The 19,851-nt window shown below is 65.9% G+C and carries 17 protein-coding genes, 1 tRNA gene and 1 riboswitch; of the genes, 7 read left to right on the top strand and 11 right to left on the bottom strand.

Annotation, left to right across the window (positions count from 1 at the left end; all coding sequences use genetic code 11):
- Positions 1 to 111 precede the first annotated feature (111 nt).
- The 7 genes from VGD20_RS13465 to VGD20_RS13435 form a co-directional block, all read right to left on the bottom strand.
- Positions 112 to 1,569 carry an amidohydrolase family protein gene (locus tag VGD20_RS13465; RefSeq protein ID WP_331134941.1) on the bottom strand — a complete coding sequence of 486 codons (1,458 nt, stop codon included), beginning with the start codon at positions 1,567 to 1,569 and terminating at the stop codon, positions 112 to 114.
- A 93-nt stretch (positions 1,570 to 1,662) separates the two neighbouring features.
- On the bottom strand, positions 1,663 to 3,303 hold the full coding sequence (locus VGD20_RS13460) for an arylsulfatase (protein WP_331134940.1): 1,641 nt from the start codon (positions 3,301 to 3,303) through the stop codon (positions 1,663 to 1,665).
- A gap of 111 nt (positions 3,304 to 3,414) precedes the next feature.
- Positions 3,415 to 4,368, bottom strand: coding sequence for a TauD/TfdA family dioxygenase (locus VGD20_RS13455; protein WP_331134939.1), 954 nt, complete (start codon positions 4,366 to 4,368; stop codon positions 3,415 to 3,417).
- Positions 4,369 to 4,405: 37 nt separating this feature from the next.
- Positions 4,406 to 5,758 carry an MFS transporter gene (locus VGD20_RS13450; RefSeq protein WP_331134938.1) on the bottom strand — a complete coding sequence of 451 codons (1,353 nt, stop codon included), beginning with the start codon at positions 5,756 to 5,758 and terminating at the stop codon, positions 4,406 to 4,408.
- Complete coding sequence (locus tag VGD20_RS13445; RefSeq protein WP_331134937.1) at positions 5,758 to 8,205, bottom strand: TonB-dependent receptor; 2,448 nt, start codon at positions 8,203 to 8,205, stop codon at positions 5,758 to 5,760. Before VGD20_RS13445 ends, VGD20_RS13450 begins: the two co-directional genes overlap by 1 nt.
- A gap of 725 nt (positions 8,206 to 8,930) precedes the next feature.
- Positions 8,931 to 9,006: transfer RNA gene (locus tag VGD20_RS13440), tRNA-Val, on the bottom strand.
- Positions 9,007 to 9,057: 51 nt separating this feature from the next.
- Positions 9,058 to 10,131: a MarR family winged helix-turn-helix transcriptional regulator gene (locus VGD20_RS13435; RefSeq protein ID WP_331134936.1), complete on the bottom strand. Its 1,074-nt coding sequence runs from the start codon at positions 10,129 to 10,131 to the stop codon at positions 9,058 to 9,060.
- 204 nt (positions 10,132 to 10,335) lie between these two features.
- Between VGD20_RS13435 and VGD20_RS13430 the strand changes: the two genes are divergently transcribed.
- The 6 genes from VGD20_RS13430 to VGD20_RS13405 are packed head-to-tail and all read left to right on the top strand — an operon-like array spanning position 10,336 to position 14,101.
- Entirely contained in the window at positions 10,336 to 10,914 is a 579-nt protein-coding gene (locus VGD20_RS13430; RefSeq protein WP_331134935.1) for a thermonuclease family protein, read from the top strand.
- A 47-nt stretch (positions 10,915 to 10,961) separates the two neighbouring features.
- The gene (gene crcB, locus VGD20_RS13425; protein ID WP_331134934.1) at positions 10,962 to 11,342 is read left to right on the top strand and encodes a fluoride efflux transporter CrcB; all 381 of its coding nucleotides are present in this window, start codon (positions 10,962 to 10,964) and stop codon (positions 11,340 to 11,342) included.
- Positions 11,339 to 12,562, top strand: coding sequence for an RluA family pseudouridine synthase (locus VGD20_RS13420; protein WP_331134933.1), 1,224 nt, complete (start codon positions 11,339 to 11,341; stop codon positions 12,560 to 12,562). The genes crcB and VGD20_RS13420 overlap by 4 nt, the downstream gene beginning before the upstream one ends.
- A complete protein-coding gene (locus VGD20_RS13415; RefSeq protein ID WP_331134932.1) occupies positions 12,562 to 13,182 on the top strand; it encodes an FMN-binding negative transcriptional regulator in 621 nt (206 codons plus the stop codon). The genes VGD20_RS13420 and VGD20_RS13415 overlap by 1 nt, the downstream gene beginning before the upstream one ends.
- Positions 13,179 to 13,415 carry a hypothetical protein gene (locus tag VGD20_RS13410; RefSeq protein ID WP_331134931.1) on the top strand — a complete coding sequence of 79 codons (237 nt, stop codon included), beginning with the start codon at positions 13,179 to 13,181 and terminating at the stop codon, positions 13,413 to 13,415. Before VGD20_RS13415 ends, VGD20_RS13410 begins: the two co-directional genes overlap by 4 nt.
- On the top strand, positions 13,412 to 14,101 hold the full coding sequence (locus tag VGD20_RS13405; protein WP_331134930.1) for an ATP12 family chaperone protein: 690 nt from the start codon (positions 13,412 to 13,414) through the stop codon (positions 14,099 to 14,101). The genes VGD20_RS13410 and VGD20_RS13405 overlap by 4 nt, the downstream gene beginning before the upstream one ends.
- 106 nt (positions 14,102 to 14,207) lie before the next feature.
- Here VGD20_RS13405 and VGD20_RS13400 read toward each other — a convergent pair whose 3' ends face one another.
- The 4 genes from VGD20_RS13400 to VGD20_RS13385 all read right to left on the bottom strand — a co-directional run bounded on the left by VGD20_RS13400 (position 14,208) and on the right by VGD20_RS13385 (position 18,027).
- Positions 14,208 to 15,011: a crotonase/enoyl-CoA hydratase family protein gene (locus tag VGD20_RS13400; protein WP_331134929.1), complete on the bottom strand. Its 804-nt coding sequence runs from the start codon at positions 15,009 to 15,011 to the stop codon at positions 14,208 to 14,210.
- Between the two features lie 13 nt (positions 15,012 to 15,024).
- On the bottom strand, positions 15,025 to 15,633 hold the full coding sequence (locus VGD20_RS13395; protein ID WP_331134928.1) for a 2-hydroxychromene-2-carboxylate isomerase: 609 nt from the start codon (positions 15,631 to 15,633) through the stop codon (positions 15,025 to 15,027).
- A gap of 4 nt (positions 15,634 to 15,637) precedes the next feature.
- Complete coding sequence (locus VGD20_RS13390) at positions 15,638 to 17,170, bottom strand: acyl-CoA synthetase (RefSeq protein ID WP_331134927.1); 1,533 nt, start codon at positions 17,168 to 17,170, stop codon at positions 15,638 to 15,640.
- Between the two features lie 143 nt (positions 17,171 to 17,313).
- Positions 17,314 to 18,027 (bottom strand): response regulator transcription factor, encoded by a 714-nt coding sequence (locus tag VGD20_RS13385; protein WP_331134926.1) that lies wholly within the window; start codon positions 18,025 to 18,027, stop codon positions 17,314 to 17,316.
- A gap of 88 nt (positions 18,028 to 18,115) precedes the next feature.
- Here VGD20_RS13385 and VGD20_RS13380 point away from each other — a divergent pair, with 88 nt between their 5' ends.
- Complete coding sequence (locus VGD20_RS13380) at positions 18,116 to 19,648, top strand: class I adenylate-forming enzyme family protein (protein WP_331134925.1); 1,533 nt, start codon at positions 18,116 to 18,118, stop codon at positions 19,646 to 19,648.
- A 92-nt stretch (positions 19,649 to 19,740) separates the two neighbouring features.
- A riboswitch (SAM-I-IV-variant riboswitch) is annotated at positions 19,741 to 19,846 on the top strand.
- The last annotated feature ends 5 nt before the right edge of the window (positions 19,847 to 19,851 follow it).

The raw sequence follows: 19,851 nt of genomic DNA, 5'->3' as shown, positions 1-19,851 counted from the left end.
CTATAATGGTGCATTGCCGTCGGCCGTGCTCAACGTCATCTGGGGCGGCATGGGGATTTTCACGCTCTGGCTGGTATGGCGGGGCCGCGTCGCGGCTCGCGCCACGATCCCCTAACGCGCCTCTGCCCCGGCGTTCCAGGCCGCCACCCTTGCGCGCGCATCGGCGAGCATTGCGTCGAGCGCGGCACGGTCATGGATCTGCCCGCGCATGACGACCGTATCGATCGCCCGCGTCGCCGCGATATCGTCGAGCGGATTTTTCGTCAGCAGCACGAGGTCGGCCGCCATCCCCGGCTTGATCGCGCCATAACGGTCGAGCCAGCCGAACCATGCCGGCCCCGCGCGCGTTGCCGACGCCAGCGCCTGCGCCGGCGTCAGACCTTTTTCGGTATAGAGCTCGATCTCGTCGTGCAGCCCGAAACCCGGATAATTGAAGCTGTTGAGGAATCCCGCGTCGGTCCCCGCGATGATCGGCACGCCCGCTTCGGCAAGCATCGGCAGGATCGTCGCAACATCGTCGATCTGCTTGTGCCGCGCCGCGATTCCCGCCGCATCGGCTTTCGCCGCGCGCTCGATCCGCCATTCATAGGTCTTGCGCAGCTTCGGGCCCATATAAGCGAGCCCCGCATCCTTCGAATGATCGTCGCGGTCCAGATACGCAATGATGCGGCTACCGTTGAGCGTCGGGGTGACAGACACGCCCTTGGCGGCGAAGCGCCGGTAAGCAGCCGTCGCCGTATCGCGGTCGAAACCCGCATCGAGCCGGCGGTTCGCCTCGGCGCGGTCGATCCGTCCCGCAGCGAAATCGGCCGCGATCGCGGCTTCGTCCTTCGCGCCGGCGTTATAGGCATAGTCGAGATGCTCGATCGAACTGATCCCGGCGTCGACCGCCTGCTCGGTCGTGAGCGCCATCGGTATATGCCCCGAGGTCCGAAGGCCCAGCGCCTTGGCCTGCCGAAGCGCATAGAGGAACAGCTCGGGTTTCAGCGTGCTGTCGGTGATCTTGACGAAATCGACCTTGTCGCGGTCCTTGAGGCGTAGCAGCGCGGCGTCAACGTCGGCCTCGCTGCCAACCTCGATCGTGCCTTTCCACACCGGCGCGATTCCCTCGATTTTCGCACCCGAGGTCAGCAGCCGCGGACCGAACAGCTTGCCGTTCGCGATCTCGCCGCGCCACGCGAGCACCTGGTCGGGCAAATCGCCCGAGGCATCGCGGATCGTCGTGATGCCGTTCGCAACATACAGCGGCAACAGCGCCTTATTCTCTTCGACGAGTTCCGGTCCGCCGCCGAAATGGACATGCATGTCCCATAGGCCGGGGATCAGGAAGCGCCCTTTGCCCTCGACCGTCCGGTCGGCGCGCCAGTCCTTCGCGATCGCCGCGTCGGCACCCACCGCGACGATATCGCCGCCTTTCAGCACGACCGCCTGCCCGGCGATCGTCCTCGCCGCCTCCACATCGACCACCGTCGCATGCCGGATGATGACGTCCGCCGGTTTCGGCGCCGCGAGCGCGGGCGACGCAAGGACACACAAGGCGGGAGCGAGAGCGGCAAACAGGTTTTTCATGAGGCGACCTTTCGGGTTGGTCGTCCCTTAACCCGATCGCGGACGAGATCAAGCGACCCATATCCTCTCCGCCGCGCGGGCCGCCCTCCTGATCTATGGCCGGTACGGGATCGAATCGGGATCAATGACGCCGACATCGCGCGCATAGCGCTTCCACGCTTCGACCAGCGCCGCGCGCCTTGCAGGTTCGTCGCGCGACAGGTCGTGCGTTTCGCCAGGGTCGCGGGCGATATCGAACAGGCGCCAGGCACCGTCGCCGATGTCGGTGAGTTTCCAGTCGCCCTGGCGATAGGCGCGCGAACCGAACAGCTCGGCCCCGAAGCCATCGTCGGCGCCATAGATGCGGGCCCCGGGATCCCGCAGCCATGCCGTCCACGAGCGGCCGGTGATCGGACGCACCGCCCGGCCCTCGACCTCGGTTGCCGCCGGATCGACCCCGGCGAGTTCGAGCAGGGTCGGGGCGATGTCGACGACGGAGAGGAACTGCGTATCGGCGCCCTTGCGCTGCGGAATACCGGCGCCGCTGATGAAGGCAACGACGCGCGTGCCGCCTTCGGTCTGATAGCCTTTGGTCAGCCACGAAGGCGCCGTGGCGGCCTGCGCCCAGCCGGCGCCATAAGTGATGTAGGACGACGCTGCCCCGCGATTGGCGAAACCGTTGTCGGCGCCCTCGAGCCGCTTTGCGAGCATCGCCGCGCCGGTGGTCTCGGCATCGAGCGCCTCGGCGCCATTATCGGCCAGAAAGACGATCACCGTATTGTCGAGCTCGCCCGAAGCACGCAGCCGGGCGATCACCCGGCCGACATTCCGGTCGAGCCGGTCGACCATCGCGGCATAGATTTCCATGTTGCGTGCGGCGGTGCGCTTCTGCTCGGCGGTCAGCGAATCCCAGCTGCCGTCGCGGTTGCGCGGCACATGCGCCACGACGCCCGAAGGCAGGATTCCCAGCGCAATTTGCCGCGCCAGCCGCCGTTCGCGCAACACGTCGAAGCCTTCGTCGTATCGCCCGCGGTAACGGGCAATATCCTCGGGCGGCGCCTGAAGCGGCCAGTGCGGCGCGGTAAAGGCCAGATAGGCGAAAAAGGGCTGCTTCCCCTCCCCGGCGGCGGGACGCTCGCCCAGGAAATCGATGAGACGCGTCGCAAAATAGTCGCTCGAATAGAAATCCCCGGGCAGGCGCCGGACCCGCTTGCCATTGTCCCGATAGGTCGTGCCATCCGGTGGCTCGATGCCGGCATCGGTCCCGAAATGATTGTGCCCGCCCTGCGCAAGCGCAAAGCTGCGCTGGAAACCGCGCGCGAAAGGATCCTGTTCTTCGGTCAGCCCAAGGTGCCACTTGCCCGAAAAGAGCGTCCGGTAACCGCCTTCCCGCAGCCGCTCGGCGAGCGTCGCGACGTCGCTGCGCAGATAACCTTCGTAGCCGGGCTTGCCCTGCTGGTTCGGCCGGATCATTTCCGCCATCGTACCGAGCCCGGCCAGATGATTGTCGGTGCCCGAAAGCAGCATCGAACGCGTCGGCGAACAGGTCGGCGCGGTGTGAAATCCCGCGAGACGGATGCCGCCGAGCGCGAGCCGGTCGAGGTTCGGCGTCGCGATCTCGCCGCCGAACGCGCCGAGGTCCGAATAGCCGAGATCGTCCGCAACGATCACAAGCAGATTCGGCCGCCGCTCCTTCGCCTGCGCGGACGGGACGGCGACGAAAAGGGCGATCAGCAACGGCACAAGATGTTTCATGGGGGGCGTCCTCATAAAGGAAGGGCAGCGCGCCGCGGGCGAATGAAACCCGGGCGCGCCGCAGTCTGGACCAGCGCAAGAGGGAGAGGAGTCGGGCGCCGGCCGAATTCGTCACGCCGGTTCGTATTGAACCGCTTTGTCCTTGCGCACGGTGCGGCTCTTGCGTCCGTCGATCGAAACCGGGATTTCACCCGCGATCGTCGCACGGCGCAGCGTCCGGCGCTGGAGTCCGAAGTCGGCGGTCGCGCGGTGCTGGGTCGCCTGGTTGTCCCAGATCGCGACGTCGCCCTCGCGCCAGCGCCAGCGCACGACATTCTCGGGCTTGGTGATGTGATCCTGCAGCGTCTGGAACAGCCGCGCGCTGTCGGTGGCGTTCAGCCCGACGAACTGCTTGACGAAGTGGCCGAGGAGCAGGCTGCGCTGGCCGCTGACGGGATGCACGCGCACCACGGGATGTTCGGTTTCATAGACGGTCGAGGCAAAGACGTTGCGGTGCTGGGCGATGCGCTCGCGCGCGGTGTCGTTGTCGGGCGCCGACTGCAGGATTGCGGCATAGTCGTAGAGGTTGGTGTGCGTCGCCCACAGATTGTTGACGAGCTGGCGCAGCACCTCGGGCAGACCTTCATAGGCCGTCTCGCCGTTCGCCCACTGCGTATCTCCGCCCGCCTCCGGGATGGTGAGCGCGCGCAGGATCGATGCCTTGGGGTAGGCATCGACGAAGGTCACGTCGGTGTGCCAGCTCGACGCGGCATAGCCTTCGCGGCTGTCGAGCTCGAGCAGATAGCGCGACCCTTCGGCGACCGGCACCGTCGGGTGCGCGATCGGATCGCCGAGCTGGGCGGCAAAATCCTCATGCTCCTGATCGGTCAGATGCTGCTGGTCGCGGAAGAACAGCACCTTGTGCCGCACGAGCGCCGCCTGGATGGCCTGCACCGTCGCAGCGGGCAGGTCGCCCGACAGCTGGACGCCGTTCACGATCGCACCGATCGTGCCGGTCACCGGGGTGACGTCGAGGTCGATGCCCTTGTCGCGCGCATTGGCATAGCTGTTATGAAGGTCCGTCATTGTCAGTCTCCTTGGGGTTACGGGTTGGCAGGCGTGGTCATTCGGCGAAGGCATAGTCCGGCGGTCCGGGATCGAGCTGTCGGCGAATTTCGGCGTGTGCCGCCTCGTCGAGCGGGAAGCGCGCAATGAGGGCGGCGGACAAGGCGTGGGCGATGGCGGGGCCAAGAGCGAAGACGAGGAGCAGGCCGGTCAGCGCCTCGGGGCTGTTGACGCCCTTGGGATCGAAGCCCAGCCAGCTGACGAGCGGCAGCGCGATGCCGATGGCCACCGCGGTCGCGGTCTTCCCGGCCAGGCTGAACACCGAATAATACAGCCCGGTGCGATCCTCGCCGCTGTCGAGACGATGCTTGTCGGCGACGTCGGCGACGATGGCGCGGAGCATCAGGTTGCCCGAACCCTGCGCCAGCCCCTGCGCCAGCGTCAGCGCGAGCAGCAGCGGGAAGGTGTCGGGGGTGACGAGCAGCAGCGACAGGTTGATGACCACCTGCACCAGCTCTCCCGCGACGGCGGTGCGGTGCTTGCCGTAGCGGCGCCCGATCTTGAGCCAGATCGGTCCAGCAAAGATGCCGAAGACGAACTGGAACAGGAACAGGCCGCCTGCCCATTCGGGGCGGCCCATATAGAAGGTCACGAAAAAGACGATCAGCGCGGCGCGGATATTCTGCGCGAGGGTCACCGCGAAATCGGAAGCAAGCACGCGCAGCAGCAGCGGCTCGCCGGTGATCGCGCGGATCGTGTCCTTGAGGCTCGGCTTGCCGACCGGAAGCGGCGGCAGCGGCGGTTCCTTGAGCGCCGTCAGCGTCAGAACAAGCGCCGGAACGATCGACAGCAAAACCAGTCCGCCCATCAGCGACAGCTGCAGATGCCCGTCGCCGGGGCGCAGCTGGTCGGCGATCGTCGGCAGGATCAGCGTCAGCAGCAAGGCCGACGAGGTCACGACGGTCTGGTAGGTCGCGATCCGCGTGCGCTGGTGATAGTCGCCCGACACTTCGCCCGACCATGCCTGGAACGGGATCTGCACCGCGGTCCAGCCGAGGTAGAAAAAGAAGAGCACGAGCCCGAGCGAGAGGGGCGTCACCCCGAATGGCGGAAAGAAGAGAAAGATCGACGACAGGCCGAAGACGACCCCGCCCGCCGCGATCCACGGCTTGCGCCGCCCATAGATGCTGCGCGTCCGGTCGCTGAGCGACCCCATCACCGGATCGGCGATGGCGTCCCACAATCGGCCGAGCAGGAAGATGACGCCGATCACCGTCAGCGACAGGCCATAATCGCGCGCATAGATGGCGGGGAGGTACACGCCGAGAGGGAGTCCGGCGGCGGCAAGCGGCACCGCGACCGCGGAGAAGCGGGCGAGCTGGCCGGCGGTGGGGGGCGGCGCGGCGCTCATCACAGCTTCGTCCGGAGCGTCGCGCCCACCGTCCGCGGTTCGCCGATCAGCGCGGTGACGATCCCGGTGTTCTGCGCCGACAGGGTCTGGAAATAATCCTTGTCGAACAGGTTGCGCGCCCAGATCGACAGGTCGAACAAGCCGTCGTCGGTCTTGAAGCCGATCCGTGCGTTCGCAATCCCGTAGGCGGGAACGTCGGCATAGATGCTGTCGCTCGACGAGGTGTTGAACGACGAGCGATGCGAATAATCGGCATGGGCATAGATCGACAGGTCGCGCCCGCCGAGGCTGCTGAGCGGGGCCGAAACGTCGCCGCCGAGCGTGTAGGTGAATTTGGGAACACCCGGCAGTTGCTCGCCGGTCAAATCCTGAATCCCGCTGCCGTTCAGCCGCTCGGGCGCCTGCGGCGCGTTGGGATAGTCGCTGTACGTCGTGTCGGCATAGGCGACCGAGGCATAGAAACTCGCACGCTGCGAAGGCGCGAAGGCCAGATCGCCCTCGACCCCGCGCGAGCGAACGCCGGGAATATTGGCGATATATTGGCGAACATTGACCGAATTCTGCACCTGTTCGGTGATCGCGGTCTGATAGTCGCGGATTTCGGTCCAGTAGCCCGCAACGTTGAGCGTCACCCGTTCGTCGAGCCACTGCGACTTGATGCCGAGTTCGTAGCTGTCGACCTTTTCGGGCGCGACCGCGGCGACATCCTCGGGCCGCAGGCCTGCCGGGAGGTTGGTGAGGTTGAGCCCGCCCGACTTGTTGCCGCGCGCATAAGTCGCATAGGCGAGCGCATCGTCGCTGAACTGCCACGACAGTGTCGCGAGCCCCGAAAGGCTGTTGTCCGTGAAGCCGGTCGAATAGCTGGTGACGGGATTGAACTGCGCGCGAATTCCTGCCGCCTGCGCCGCGAGCAGCGCCGGCAGGGTCGACAGGTCGATCCCCGCGACATGGACCTGCGTGAACGAGCCGCTCTTCTTCTCGTGCGTGTAGCGCAGCCCCGCCGTCAGCGTCAGCCGGTCGGTGAATTTCCAGTCGAGCTGGCCGAACAGCGCATAGCTTTTGGTGCGCGGGTCCGACGTCGAATTGGCCTCGAAGCCGTCGAGCGCGGCTTCCCACGCGGCGAGTGTGAGCGGCGAGGTCGCGGGGCGGTTCCACAGCGCCGCCGCCGGCCCATAGGCGCTCGCGCCCTTGCCGCGGATCACCTGCCAGAAATAATAGGCGCCAACGACATAGTCGATCGGGCCATCGCTGTCGGAGGCGAGGCGAATTTCCTGGCTGAACTGGCGCTGGCGGTTCGATTGCTGCGCCTTGGTGATGACCGGCAGCGAGGTCGAATCGCCATCGTTGGCCGGGTTCCAGTCCCACCAGCGATAGGCGGTGATCGAGGTCAGCTTCGCCGCACCGACGTCCCAGTCGACCTGCCCCGATACGCCATAGCCGTCCATGTTCGACTGATAATGGCTGTCGGCCTCGCCGCGCCGCGCGAAAGGATCGATCGTCGGGAAACTATAGCCGGGGAAGCGCGCGGCGCGCTCGGCGAAGCTGTTGGGGATCGCCGCGCCATTTTCATAGGTCCCGAAATAGTCGGCGAAGACGTTGAGGACATGATTCTGCTTCTGGCGCGCGAAGTCGCCGATGATGCGGACTTCGAGGTCGGCGGTCGGGGTGAACAGCAACTGCCCTCGCACGCTCCAGTTCGAATAATCCTGCGCGCGCTCGTTCTGCGTGTCGTTATAGAGGAAGCCGCGGCGTTCGGTCACCGAGCCCGACAGGCGAACCGCGAGCAGGTCGTCGATCAGCCCGCCCGACGCCGACGCGCGAAGCTGGTAATAGCCATAGTCGCCGACGCTCGCTTCGCCCGAAAATTCGGGTTCGAAGCTGGGCTTCCTCGAGGTGATGTTGATCGCGCCCGATGTGGTGTTCTTGCCGAACAACGTGCCCTGCGGCCCGCGAAGAACCTCGATCTGCTGCAGGTCGACCAGGTCGAACTGCGACTGGCCGACGCGGCCGTAATAGACATTGTCGACATAGAAACCGACGCCGTTCTCCAGCCCGTCGTTGGTCAGCGCGACATTGCTGCCGAGGCCGCGGATGTTGATGTTGGTGTTGCGCGGGTTGAAGCTGAACACCTGCAGGCTGGGAACGATCTGCTGAACCTGCGTGAGCGTATAATTGCCCGTCGCCGCAAGCGTTTCGGAGCCCACGACCGACAGCGCGATCGGCACCTCCTGTGCGCTTTCGTCGCGGCGACGCGCCGACACGATGATTTCGGCGCCATCGAAGGCCGCGGCAGATTCGACCGCCAGGCTGCCGGCATCCGCCGCCGAGCTTTCGGCCGGGGCATTTTCGGTTGCCCCGCCTTCGGTCGCCCGGGCAGGTGCCGCCGGGATCAGCAGCGCCGCGCCGAGCAAGAGCTTCAAACGATGTTCGGGAGAGAATTTCGACATTATCATGGTTCCCCGGGCGGCAGTCCCGCCCCTTTTTTGATGCGATGGATGGTGGCGCGGGGCGCCGCGTCCGATCGGGCAGCCGTCGGCTCCGCCCCCCACAGCGCCCGGGCGGCGCTGCGCAGGGACGCAGGATAGCGAGCCAGATCCGACAGGTCGGATTGGGTCAGAAAAGGCATGATTCACCTGTCGCCGGCGCGCGCAGGCGCCGGACGCAAAGCCGCAGTGCGTCCTCGCGAAAGGCAGGCGCGGCCGGGATGAAAGGACAGGCCGCGGGTCGCTCCGGGCGCGGTCGGACCGCTACCCGGCGCGCGACGTCATCGGCGCCCGTTTATCAACTGGTGCTACACATACGCATCGCAATACCCCTTCTGGGGGAACGCAATGCCTGGCGCTGTCGCCCGAGCATCACGCGCTTTAGCCGTTGATAACGCGGAGCAAGCTGCTTCCCGGTCAAAAGCCGCGGGTCGAGGGAGGAGAGCCCGCCATTCGTCTCGACCAGTCCCGAATGACAATGTCAACTTAAAAGGTAGATATTGGATTCGTCAATGCCATACGCGTCGATTTGCGACGAAGAAAATCTTTCGGGCGGCGAGCCTCGCTTTTGTGAGAGAGGACGATGACCGGTACCGCGATGCCATTGACAGGGACAAGCCACGGAAATCGTGCCACAAAACCGGCCGCCGGTTTCTTGCGCAAGGATCATGAAGGGAGGAAAATGTCCGTGGTGGGCGCTGACGGGCTCGAACCGCCGACCCTCTCGGTGTAAACGAGATGCTCTACCAACTGAGCTAAGCGCCCCCTTTGGGGAAGCGCGCCCTGCCACATGCCGCCGCCGCTGGCAAGCCGCCGCTATTCTTCGAGCGCCTCGAAATAGCGGGCGAGCGCGTCGCACGCACCTTCGGCCAGCGCGATGAAGATACGGCGCCCGTCGTGCGGGTCGGCTTCGCGCACGAACAGCCCGGCGTCGGTCATCGTCTTGATCCAGCGCAGCGCCGTCGTCGCGGGGACCGCAGCGGCGATGCACAGGCTCGATACCGACACCGGCTGGCGCTCGAGCCGCGCGGCATAAAGGTCGAGCAGCATGTCCCACGCCGGATCGGCAAACAGGTCGGCGGGGAAATATTGCTCGCGCATCCGTCGCTGGCGCAGCACCCGGCGCACCGCCTTGGCGCGGTTGCGGTCGATCGTGCGCTCTTCGGGAACGAAGCTGCGCGGCATGGCGCCAAAATCGCGCGTCGGCGCGCGCACCTGACCCGGATAATCCGTAAAATCATCGCCGCGCGGTGCAAAGCCCGTCGGGGTACCGGGAAGTCCGCCCCTCTGTCCCGCCAGGTCGCCGAGCAGGCGCGAAATGCGCGCCACCTCTTCCTGCAACCGGTCGATCCGCTCCATCGCATCGTCGCGGGCGATGTCATGGACCTTCGCGTCGCGCGTGCGCCGGGCGGCCGCCAGGGCGACGAGCCGTTCGGTCGGATCGGCGTCGACAAGGAATTGGACGTCGACCGATGCCGGAATCGCCGCCGCCACCCGATCGATCGCCGACAGCGAGGTTTCGCAAATCAGGCTGCACCCCTGCGCCTCGACCGCCCCGCATATGGCGGCGAACATGTCGCTTTCCACCGCATCCGCCACCGCGAACCACACGATATCGAGCGTGCCGGTCTGCCTGATATAATCCGCCGCCTCCGGCGCCGCGACGATTTTGGCGAGCCGCACGTCGGCAAGCGAGATCGCATCGGAAAAATCGACCGGCGACCCCACCACCAGAAGCGGCGATGCGATGCCCTCGGGAAACGACCTGCCGACCGTCGCGGGCGGTTCGACCCCGCCCGCACCGAAGCCGCCCGGCGGAAAGGCCGATGTGTCGAGCCCGAAATATAGTCCATGGTCCATCTTGCTACCGTCCCCGTTCCATCGCTCCACCTTGGCGTAACTATGTCGTCATTCCGGCGATATTCACCTTTTGTTCGTTCCTTTTTGCCGCCAATCCGGACCCAGGCGATACAAAACGCGAGTCGGCGACTGTCAGCCGGATGGAGTTTAGTCCATTCTGGACACGGTTTGTTCTCACCGTCAAGCTATTCTTCACTCTTGCCAAGCTGCACGCGCCGGGTCAGTCGGAGCGTCATGTTGCGAGGCCCTTCACCGCTCACCCGTTTGCGCTGGCGGCGCCGGCTGCGGTCGCTGGCCGCGCTGCTGCTTCTCGCCGCCTTCGCCTTTGCCGCATGGGTGTGGCTCCCGGTCCCCGCCGTCACGGTTCCGCTCGTCCATGTGATCGACGGGGACAGCCTGGCGGTGCGGCAGGGCGATGCGCCGCTGACGATCCGCCTGACCGGCATCGACGCGGTCGAATACCGGCAGGATTGCGCACGCAGCGGCACGCGCTGGCCCTGCGGGCGCGAAGCGCGCACCGCGCTCGAAACACTGGTCGGCCGCGGCCCACTCTCCTGCGAGGTCGCAGCGAAGGATCGTTATGGCCGCACGCTCGCCGCGTGCCGGACCGCGCCCCTCCCCGACGGTGTCGATCTCGGCGCCGAAATGACGCGGCTCGGCTGGGCGGTCGCGACCAGCGACGCCTATATGGTCGAGGAAGCCGAGGCGCAGGCGCGGCGGCGCGGCATCTGGCAGGGCGACTTCATCCGCCCCGAAAACTGGCGCGCGACGCACGAACGCCCCGCCACCGCGCTGACACCGCCCGACGCCTAGAAATGGCCCGCTATGCCTCGCGGCCGTTTCGGGCTAGGGCGAGCGTCATGAACAGCCTGTTTCCTGTCATGATCGGCGGCGCGATCGGTGCCGGCGCCCGCCATCTCGTCGGGCAGGCGATGCTCGCGCGACTCGGCCCCGGCTTTCCCTGGTGGACACTGTCGATCAATATCGCCGGCAGCCTTCTCATGGGCCTGCTGGTCGGCGCGCTTGCACGGAGCAGCGACGGCGGCGAAACCGCGCGCCTCTTCATCGGTGTCGGGGTCCTCGGCGGCTTCACCACTTTCTCTTCTTTCAGCATGGAATTCTGGATGCTTTTCGAACGCGGTCAAAATGCGCACGCGGCCGCCTATGTCCTCGCGTCGGTGACCGGCGCGATCGTGGCCTGCGGGCTTGGCCTCTTCATCATGCGGCAGGTGCCGGCATGAGCGAGCCCAAAATGAAACTCGACGGCGCGACGATCGCCGAAGAGGACGACGGCATCCGCCTCGACCGCTGGTTCAAGCGCCACCGCGAGGGGACGCCGCACGCGCTCCTTGCGCGCTGGGCGCGGTCGGGGCAGCTGACACTCGACGGCAAAAAGGCCGATGTGTCGGACCGGATCGCGACCGGACAGAAGCTCGTCATGCCGACCCCGCCGGTCGAAGCCGAAGCGCGCCCGGCACGTAAGGGCCGGCCGCTGACCGATGCCGATATCGAACTCGCGACGGGGATGGTGATCCACCGCGACGCGAGCGCGATCGTGCTCAACAAGCTGCCCGGCCTCGCGACGCAGGGCGGCACAAAGACCGAACAGCATGTCGACGGCCTGCTCGACGCGCTGAAATATGATGCGCCGGTGCGCCCGAAGCTGGTCCACCGGCTCGACAAGGACACGTCGGGCGCGCTGCTGATCGCGCGCACTCCGCGCGCCGCCGCCTATTTCGCGAAGAGCTTTTCGAATCGCAGCGCGCGCAAGACCTATTGGGCGCTGATCGTCGGCGTGCCCGACATCCAGCAGGGCGAGATCGACCTGCCGCTCGCCAAGCAGCCGGGATCGGGCGGCGAGAAGATGCATGTGCACGACAGCGGCCTCGCGTCGAAGACGCGTTACCGCGTGATCGAGCGCGCGGGAAACAGCGCCGCGTGGGTCGAACTCCAGCCGCTCACCGGGCGCACCCACCAGCTGCGCGTCCATATGGCGGCGATCGGCCACCCGATCGTCGGCGACGGCAAATATGGCGGCAAGGGCGCGTTCCTGACCGGCTCGATCAGCCGCAAGATGCACCTCCACAGCCGCCGCCTGCGCATCGACCATCCCGACGGCGGCGCGATCGACGTGCATGCCGAAGTGCCCGAGCATTTCGCCGCCAGCCTCGACGCGCTGGGCTTCGACCTGCTGCTCGGCGAAGTCGGCGTCGACGATGGCGCCAAGGGCCCGCCGCCGAAAGCCGCGGCAAAAGCAGCCGCCAAGGCGCACAGCAAACAGATTCGCAAGGCGCGGCGCGGCGAACGGCGTGGACGCACCGCCGACAGCAAGCCGACCGACTTTGTCGGCAAGCCGAAGCCCAAGCCGAAAGCGAAACCGGGCAAGGCCGCGCCGGGGAAACCCGCGGGCAAAAGGCCGGGTGCAAAGAAGCATCCGTCGCGCCCTGCCCGTCCGAGCTGATGCACCCGAACAGCGCCTTCCGGCCCAGGCAGGACGACCTCGCCGAATTGCTCGTGCGCGAGATCGGCTTTGCCGCGATCTTTGCCAGCACCCCCGACGGGCCGCGCGTCGCGCACGCGCCGGTTGTGCTCAGCGACGACCGGACGACGCTGCAATTCCACCTCGCGCGCGGCAATGCGCTCACCCGTCATCTGGGCGGCGCGAACGCGCTGGCCGTCGTGCAGGGCCCCGACGCCTATGTCAGCGCAAGCTGGTACGCCGACCCCGATCAGGTGCCGACGTGGAATTATGTCGCAATCGAAATGGAAGGCGTCGCGCGCAAACTCGACGATGCCGAACTGGTCGCACAGCTCGACACGCTGTCGGCGAACCACGAAGCGCGTGCCGGTGCCAATCCGCCATGGACGCGCGCCAAGATGAACCCCGCGCTGTTCAGCAAGATGACCGGTGCTATCACCGGCTTCGAGATCCGCATCGCCGCGTGGCGGCCGACGATCAAACTGTCGCAGAATAAATCCGCAGAGGAACGCGAGCGCGTGATCGATGGTGTCGAGGCGACCGGCCATGGCGCGCTCGCGCAGTTGATGCGCCACCTTGGCGGCGATAGGGAGGGCGCATGACCCAAGCCGACGACGCCCTCGCAAAGAAGCGTTTCTTTGCCCTCTCGATCATGCGCCTGATGGGCGCCGCCTTTGTGGCGATCGGTTTCATCCTGATCGGTGGCGGCTTCGCGCTCGCGGGGCAACCGACCGACCGCTGGATCGGCGTCGCGATCGTGCTGGTCGGTGCGTTCGATTTCGCCGTCATGCCGCTGCTCCTCGCGCGCCGCTGGCGTTCGCCCAAAGACCGGTGAAGCGTTTCTGGGAAGAGGTCGCCGTCGTCGCCGAAGACGATGGCTGGGGCATCGCGCTCGACGGACGCCCGGTGCGCACGCCGCAGCGCGCGCCGCTCGCGGTCGCAAGCCCTGCTCTCGCCGAAGCGATTGCCGCCGAATGGCGCGATGTCGGCGAGACGATCGACCCGGCGATGATGCCGATGACCGGCCTCACCAACGCCGCGATCGACCTTGCCACACCCGACATCGCCGCCTTCGCCGCACCGATCGCGGCGTATGCGACAAGCGACCTCTTCTGCTATCGTGACGCGCGCGACGCGGCGCTGCAGGCCGAACAGGCGGCAGCGTGGAACCCGCTGCTCGCCTGGGCCGAGGCGCAATATGGTATCGAATTCACCCTGGCGCGGGGCGTGCTGCCGGTCGATCAGCCCGACACGACGGTAGCGACGTTGCAGGGCACTGTGCTGGCGCAGGACGCCTGGCGGATCACCGCGCTGACTCCGCTGGTGACGATCGGCGGATCGCTCGTTGCCGGCCTCGCCTTGCTCGAAAACGCATACGAAGCCGACGCCTTGTGGGAAGCGGTCAGCCTCGACGATCTCTATCAGGAACGCCGTTGGGGCGCGGACGGCGAAGCGCAAAAAGCGCGCGCCATCCACAAACGCGACTGGGACAATGCGGCGCGGTTTTTGAGCCTGCTGTAACTCGCGAAACCCGTTTGCATCGAGCGAAGTCGAGATGCCCATCGGCTTGGCGCCATCTCGACGGGTGTCTCGACTTCGCTCGACACGAACGGATATCGAGCGATGGTCAATCGACGAAGTTCGGTTTCCGCTTCTGCATGCCGGCCATCACCGCTTCCATCTGGTTCGGAGTGCGGATGACCTTCACCTGTTCGTCGCTTTCGGCCTGCAAAATTTCGGCGTCGCTCGCGTCGGCGAGCATATTGCACAACCGCTTCGCGCCGCGGATCGCGTGCGGATTCTTGTCGGCGATCACCTCCGCCAGTTCCATTGCCTTGGCGAGCGGATCGTCCGACACATGCGTCGCAAAACCCAGCAGCTTCGCCTCCGACCCGTTGAATTCGCGATTGGTGTAAATCAGTTCGCGCAGCACATCGTCGGCGACCTGCGTGCGCCACAGCGCCATGCCTGCGACGTCGGGGACGAGACCCCAGCGCATTTCCATGATCGCGATGCGCGTATCGGGATGGACGATGCGGATGTCGGCCGCCGCCATGATCTGGCTCCCCGCCCCGAACGCGACCCCATGTACCGCCGCGATCACCGGAACCGGGATTTCGCGCCACCCCCATGCGGCATATTGCGCATTGTTGGCGATGCCCCGCGTCCGGTCGGACAAGGTGCCGCCCGCGCTGCTCGCCCCCGGATCACGATCATTGCTGAGGCTCGAAAGATCAAGGCCCGCGCAGCAGGCGCGCCCCTCACCCGACAGGACGACAACGCGAAGGCCTGTGGTTGCCTTGAGCTGATCGATTGCTTCCGCCAGCGCGTTCCACATCGCCGGATCGAGCGCATTCATCTTGTCAGCGCGGATCAGCCGGACGTCGGCGATACCGCCATCGAGCATGGTGATCGAAATACGGTCTTTCACGCAGGAATCCTTTTCAGCGTTTCAGGGCGGCTTCGACGAGCGGGAGCTGGTCGTTGCCGAAATACATGTCGTCGCCATCGACGAAGATCGTTGGCGAACCATAGCCGCCGCGCGCGATGACCTCGTCGGTATTCGCACGCAGCCGCGTCTTGACCGCATCGCTGCCCGCCGCGGCAGCGAGCGCGGCCCCGTCCAGCCCCCCGGCATCGGCAACCGCGGCGAGCACTGCGGGGTCGTCGAGATTTTCCTGCCGGTCGAAATAGCTCGCGAAGGCGTCGCGCGCGAAACGGACGAGCGCCGCCTGATCCTCCTCGAGTGCGCAGCAGAAGCGCATCGCGGCGATGCTCTTCGCGGGGTGCCACTGCGAGGGGAAATTCATCGGCACCCCCGCGAGCCGCGCCCAGTCTTTCAGCACTTTCCAGCTATGCAGAAGCCGCCGGTTATCGGCCTGCTCACGCGCTGCATAAACAGCGGGATTCACCGCATTGAACACCCCGCCGACAAGGATCGGCCGGTACACAGCCGTCGCGCCGGTTCGTTCGAGCACGCCTGGCAAATTGTGGAACGCAAGGCAGGTCCACGGCGAAGAGAGGTCGAAAAAGAATTCGACGCGGGCGGTCATGGGATCAAGCCTCCGCCTTCGCCTTTTCCCAATATTGGTCGCGCAGCAGGCGCTTGTAGAGCTTGCCCGTGTCGTGCCGCGGCAGCGCTTCGAGGAAGTCGATGCGGCGCGGGATTTTCACGCCGGACAATTTCTCGCGCGCGTACGCGATCAGCTCGTCGCGGAACGCCTCGGTCGCGTCGGCCATATCGGCAGGCTGGATCACCGCGATCACTTCCTCGCCCATTTCGTCGTGCGGGCCGCCCACGACCGCGACGTCGGCGACCTTGGGATGGGTGACGAGATGATTCTCGATTTCCTGCGGGTAGATGTTCACCCCGCCCGAGATGATCATGAAGCTCTTGCGGTCGGTCAGATAGAGGAAGCCTTCGTCGTCGACCTTGCCGACATCGCCCAGGGTGGACCAGCCTCTGCTGTTGCGGCTCGACGCCGTCTTTTCGTTATCTCCATGATATTCGAAGACATTTTCGCTTTCGAAGAACACCGCGCCTTCTTCGTTCGCACCGAGCTCGGTTTCATTATCCTCGCCCATGATGTGGATCGCGCCGAGGATCGGCCGGCCGACACTCCCCTTGTGCGTCAGCCAGTCGGCGCTGGAGATAAAGGTCATGCCATTGCCTTCGGACCCGGCATAATATTCGAAGAGCACTGGCCCCCACCAGTCGATCATCGCCTGCTTGACCGGCACCGGGCACGGCGCCGCGGCGTGGATCGCGACCTTGAGCGACGAGGTGTCGTACCGGCTACGCGCATCGTCGGGCAGCTTGAGCATGCGCACGAAATGCGTCGGCACCCACTGGCTGCTGTTCACGCGATATTTTTCGATGTGCGACAGCGCGGCTTCGGGGTCGAATTTCTTCATCAGGACGACGGTGCCGCCAAGGCGGTGGATCGTCATCGACCAGCGCAGCGGCGCGGCGTGATAGAGCGGTGCCGGGGACAGATAGATGCTGTCGGCGTTGATCTGGAACACCGCCGAGGCGAGCATGACGAGGCTGTTCGCCGCGTCGATCGCCGGATCTTCGGGGAGTGGTACGCGCACGCCCTTGGGCCGGCCGGTAGTCCCGGACGAATAGAGCATGTCGACCCCGGCGCGCTCGTCGGCGACGGGCGTCGCGGGCATCGCGGCGACGGCATCCTCCCAGCTTTCATAGCCCGGGATATTTCCGCCCATGGCGAAGCGCTTGATACGGGTGGTCAGCTCCTGCGCGGCGCCTGCGAGGCTCGCCGAGACGATCAGTATCTGTGCGCCCGAATTTTCGAGGATATAATCGGTTTCGTCCTGCGTCAGCCGCGACGAAATGCAGACGTAACGCAGCCCCGCGCGCTGTGCGCCCCAGGTGAGACCGTAATAATGCGGCGTGTTGTCGAGCATGAACGCGACGACATCCTCATGCCCCAGCCCGTGCGCACGAAAGAGCTGCGCCGCGCGATTCGATGCGGCGTCGAGTTCGCCATAGCTGATCGCTTCCCCCGTCTCGGCGACGATGATCGCGGCTTTGTTCGGGTTGGCGCGGGCGTGGACTGAGGGGTGCATCGGGCATCATCTCCGGGAATCGTTGCTTTCTTTATGTCGAAGATCAGTAGCAACCTGAAACTTTCGGTCAAGCAAGCTGGGACCGATGACAGGTTCGCGATCAAGAAGCGGCAAATTGCGCCGCAAGATCGGGCGATGCCGGGCTATTCCGGCCGCGAGCGCAGCGTGTAGCCCTGTCCTTTCACCGTGCGGAGCATCGGCCAGTCAAAGCCGCGGTCGACCTTCGCGCGCAGCCGCGACATATGCACCTCGACCCGGTTGGTTCCGGGGTCGAAATCGAGCCGCCACACTGCTTTCAGGAGCGCGCCGCGCGAAAGCGGCCGGTCGGGAACGCGCGCGAGATTGGCGAGCAGGTCGAATTCGCGCAGCGGAAGGCGGATGAGCCGCCCGGCGCGCTCGACGCGCCGGTCGATCAGGTCGATCCGCAATTCGCCCTCGCCGAGCTGGCCGGCGGCGACACGGCTGCGCCGCAGCAGACCGGCAACGCGCGCCAGCACTTCGGGCAGATTGTCGGTCCAGCCGACGGCATCGTCGGCGCCCGCCTCCAGCGCGACCAGGCGATCGTCGGCCGAGGCGCGATCCGACACGACGATGACCGGTCGCCGTCCGGCCAGCGTCGATGCCAACCGGACGAACTCGAACGGCTCTTGCCAGTCGAGGAAGGGATTGATCAGCAACAGGTTGAAGCAGATATCGATCCAGGGCCGAAGACCATTCGCATGCGGCGGCAATATATACGCCTTGTACCCCGCAGCCTCGATGGCGTCGCGCAGCCGCTCGGCGCGCGGCGCCACGGGATGATAGATGGCAACCAGCAACTTCCTGTCGCCTGCTTCCGCAATATCCGATGATGCCATCCGCACCCCCCGTCGTCGACGCAACATCCTGTCACCCCGCCGCCCCACCGGCATTGCACCGCCTTTCGGCTGTGCTAGTCCATAGGCCATGACCAGTATCGAAATGCTCGACAGCGACTTCGCCACCCTGCCCGATCTTGTCCGTGCCCATGCCGCGGAGCGTCCCGATGCCGTAGCGGCTGCGGACGCACAGCGGCGGCTGAGCTGGTCCGAACTGGATCAATTGACCGACCGAATCGCCGCCCGGTTGCAGCAGGACGGATTCGCAAAAGGCGACCGCACCGCGATCGCCGGCCTCAACAGCGTCGAGCAGATGGCGGTGATCCTCGGCACGCTGCGCGCCGGCGGGGTCGCTGGACTCGTCACCAACAGCGCGACGGGCGAGCAGATGGCGGCGATGATCGCCGATACCGGCGCGCGCCACCTGTTCCTCGACAGCGCCGCCAGGGCAAGCCTGGAGGGGCATGTCATTACCGCGAGCGACCTGATCGCAATGGACGGCAGCGACGCTGGGACCCCGCTCGACGCCTGGCTGTCGCTGGCGGGAGAGAGGCCGGCACCGGTCGACATCCTGCCCGAAGACGGCTTCAACATCATCTATTCGTCGGGAACGACGGGCACGCCAAAGGGCATCGTCCACAGCCACGCGATGCGCTGGCAGCACATCATCCGCGGCGCCCCCGCTTATGGCCCCAATGCGGTGACGATCCTGTCGACCCCGCTCTATTCGAACACGACGATGGCGAGCTTCATGCCGACCGTTGGATCGGGCGGACAGGTCGTGCTGATGAAGAAATTCGACGCGCGCGGTTTCCTCGAACTCGCGGCGCGCGAGCGCGCGACGAACACGATGCTGGTGCCCGTGCAGTACCGCCGCATCATGGCGCTCGAGGATTTCGGCGACTTCGACCTCTCCAGCTTCGTCGTCAAATATTGCACCTCGGCGCCGTTCCCCGCCGCGCTCAAGGCCGATGTGCTGCAGCGCTGGCCCGGCGGGCTCGTCGAAATCTATGGCATGACCGAGGGCGGCGCCGCCTTCATCCTCGAGGCGCACCAATTCCCCGACAAGCTCCACACGGTGGGCAAGCCCGCGCCGGGGCATATCGCGAAGGTGATCGACGAGGACGGCAACGAACTGCCGCAGGGATCGGTCGGCGAAGTCGTCGGCCGCAGCCCCGCGATGATGACGGGATATAACAACCGCCCCGACGCGACCAGGGCGATGCACTGGTACGATGCCGATGGAAATCTCTTCTACCGCCACGGTGATATCGGTCGCATCGACGAGGACGGCTTCCTGACCTTGATGGACCGCGCCAAGGACATGATCATCTCGGGCGGGTTCAACATTTTTCCGAGCGACCTCGAAGCGATCCTGATTGCGGACGAGCGTGTCGTCGAGGCGGCCGTGGTCGGCATGCCGAGCGAGGAATGGGGCGAGACGCCGGTCGCCTTCGTCGTGCTGCAACCCGGCGCCGATGCCGAGGCGGTACGCGCCGACTGCAATGCCAAGGTCGGCAAGACGCAGCGGCTGAGCGCGATCAGGCAAGTAGACGAGTTGCCGCGCAGCCCGATCGGCAAGGTGCTGAAGCGCGAATTGCGCGACGCCCACATCCGCTAGCTTCGAAGCGTCACTTTCGACCGGTTGCGGATTCCACGCCTCGATCGGCCGAAACCGGCTGTTGCGTAGACCGGCGCGGCGACGTAAGAGAATATCAGCATCAAGAGTTGGGTCGACGCCCAACGCCAACCTGCCGATCCGGGCAAGGTGGCGCTCCGCAAGGAGGATGTGGCCGAGCCGGCAACCAAGCGGACCAAGCCATG

Source organism: Sphingopyxis sp. (assembly GCF_036402335.1).
Taxonomy (GTDB): domain Bacteria; phylum Pseudomonadota; class Alphaproteobacteria; order Sphingomonadales; family Sphingomonadaceae; genus Sphingopyxis.
Note: the sequence above shows the minus strand (reverse complement) of the source record. Positions and strands in the feature narration are given on the sequence as shown.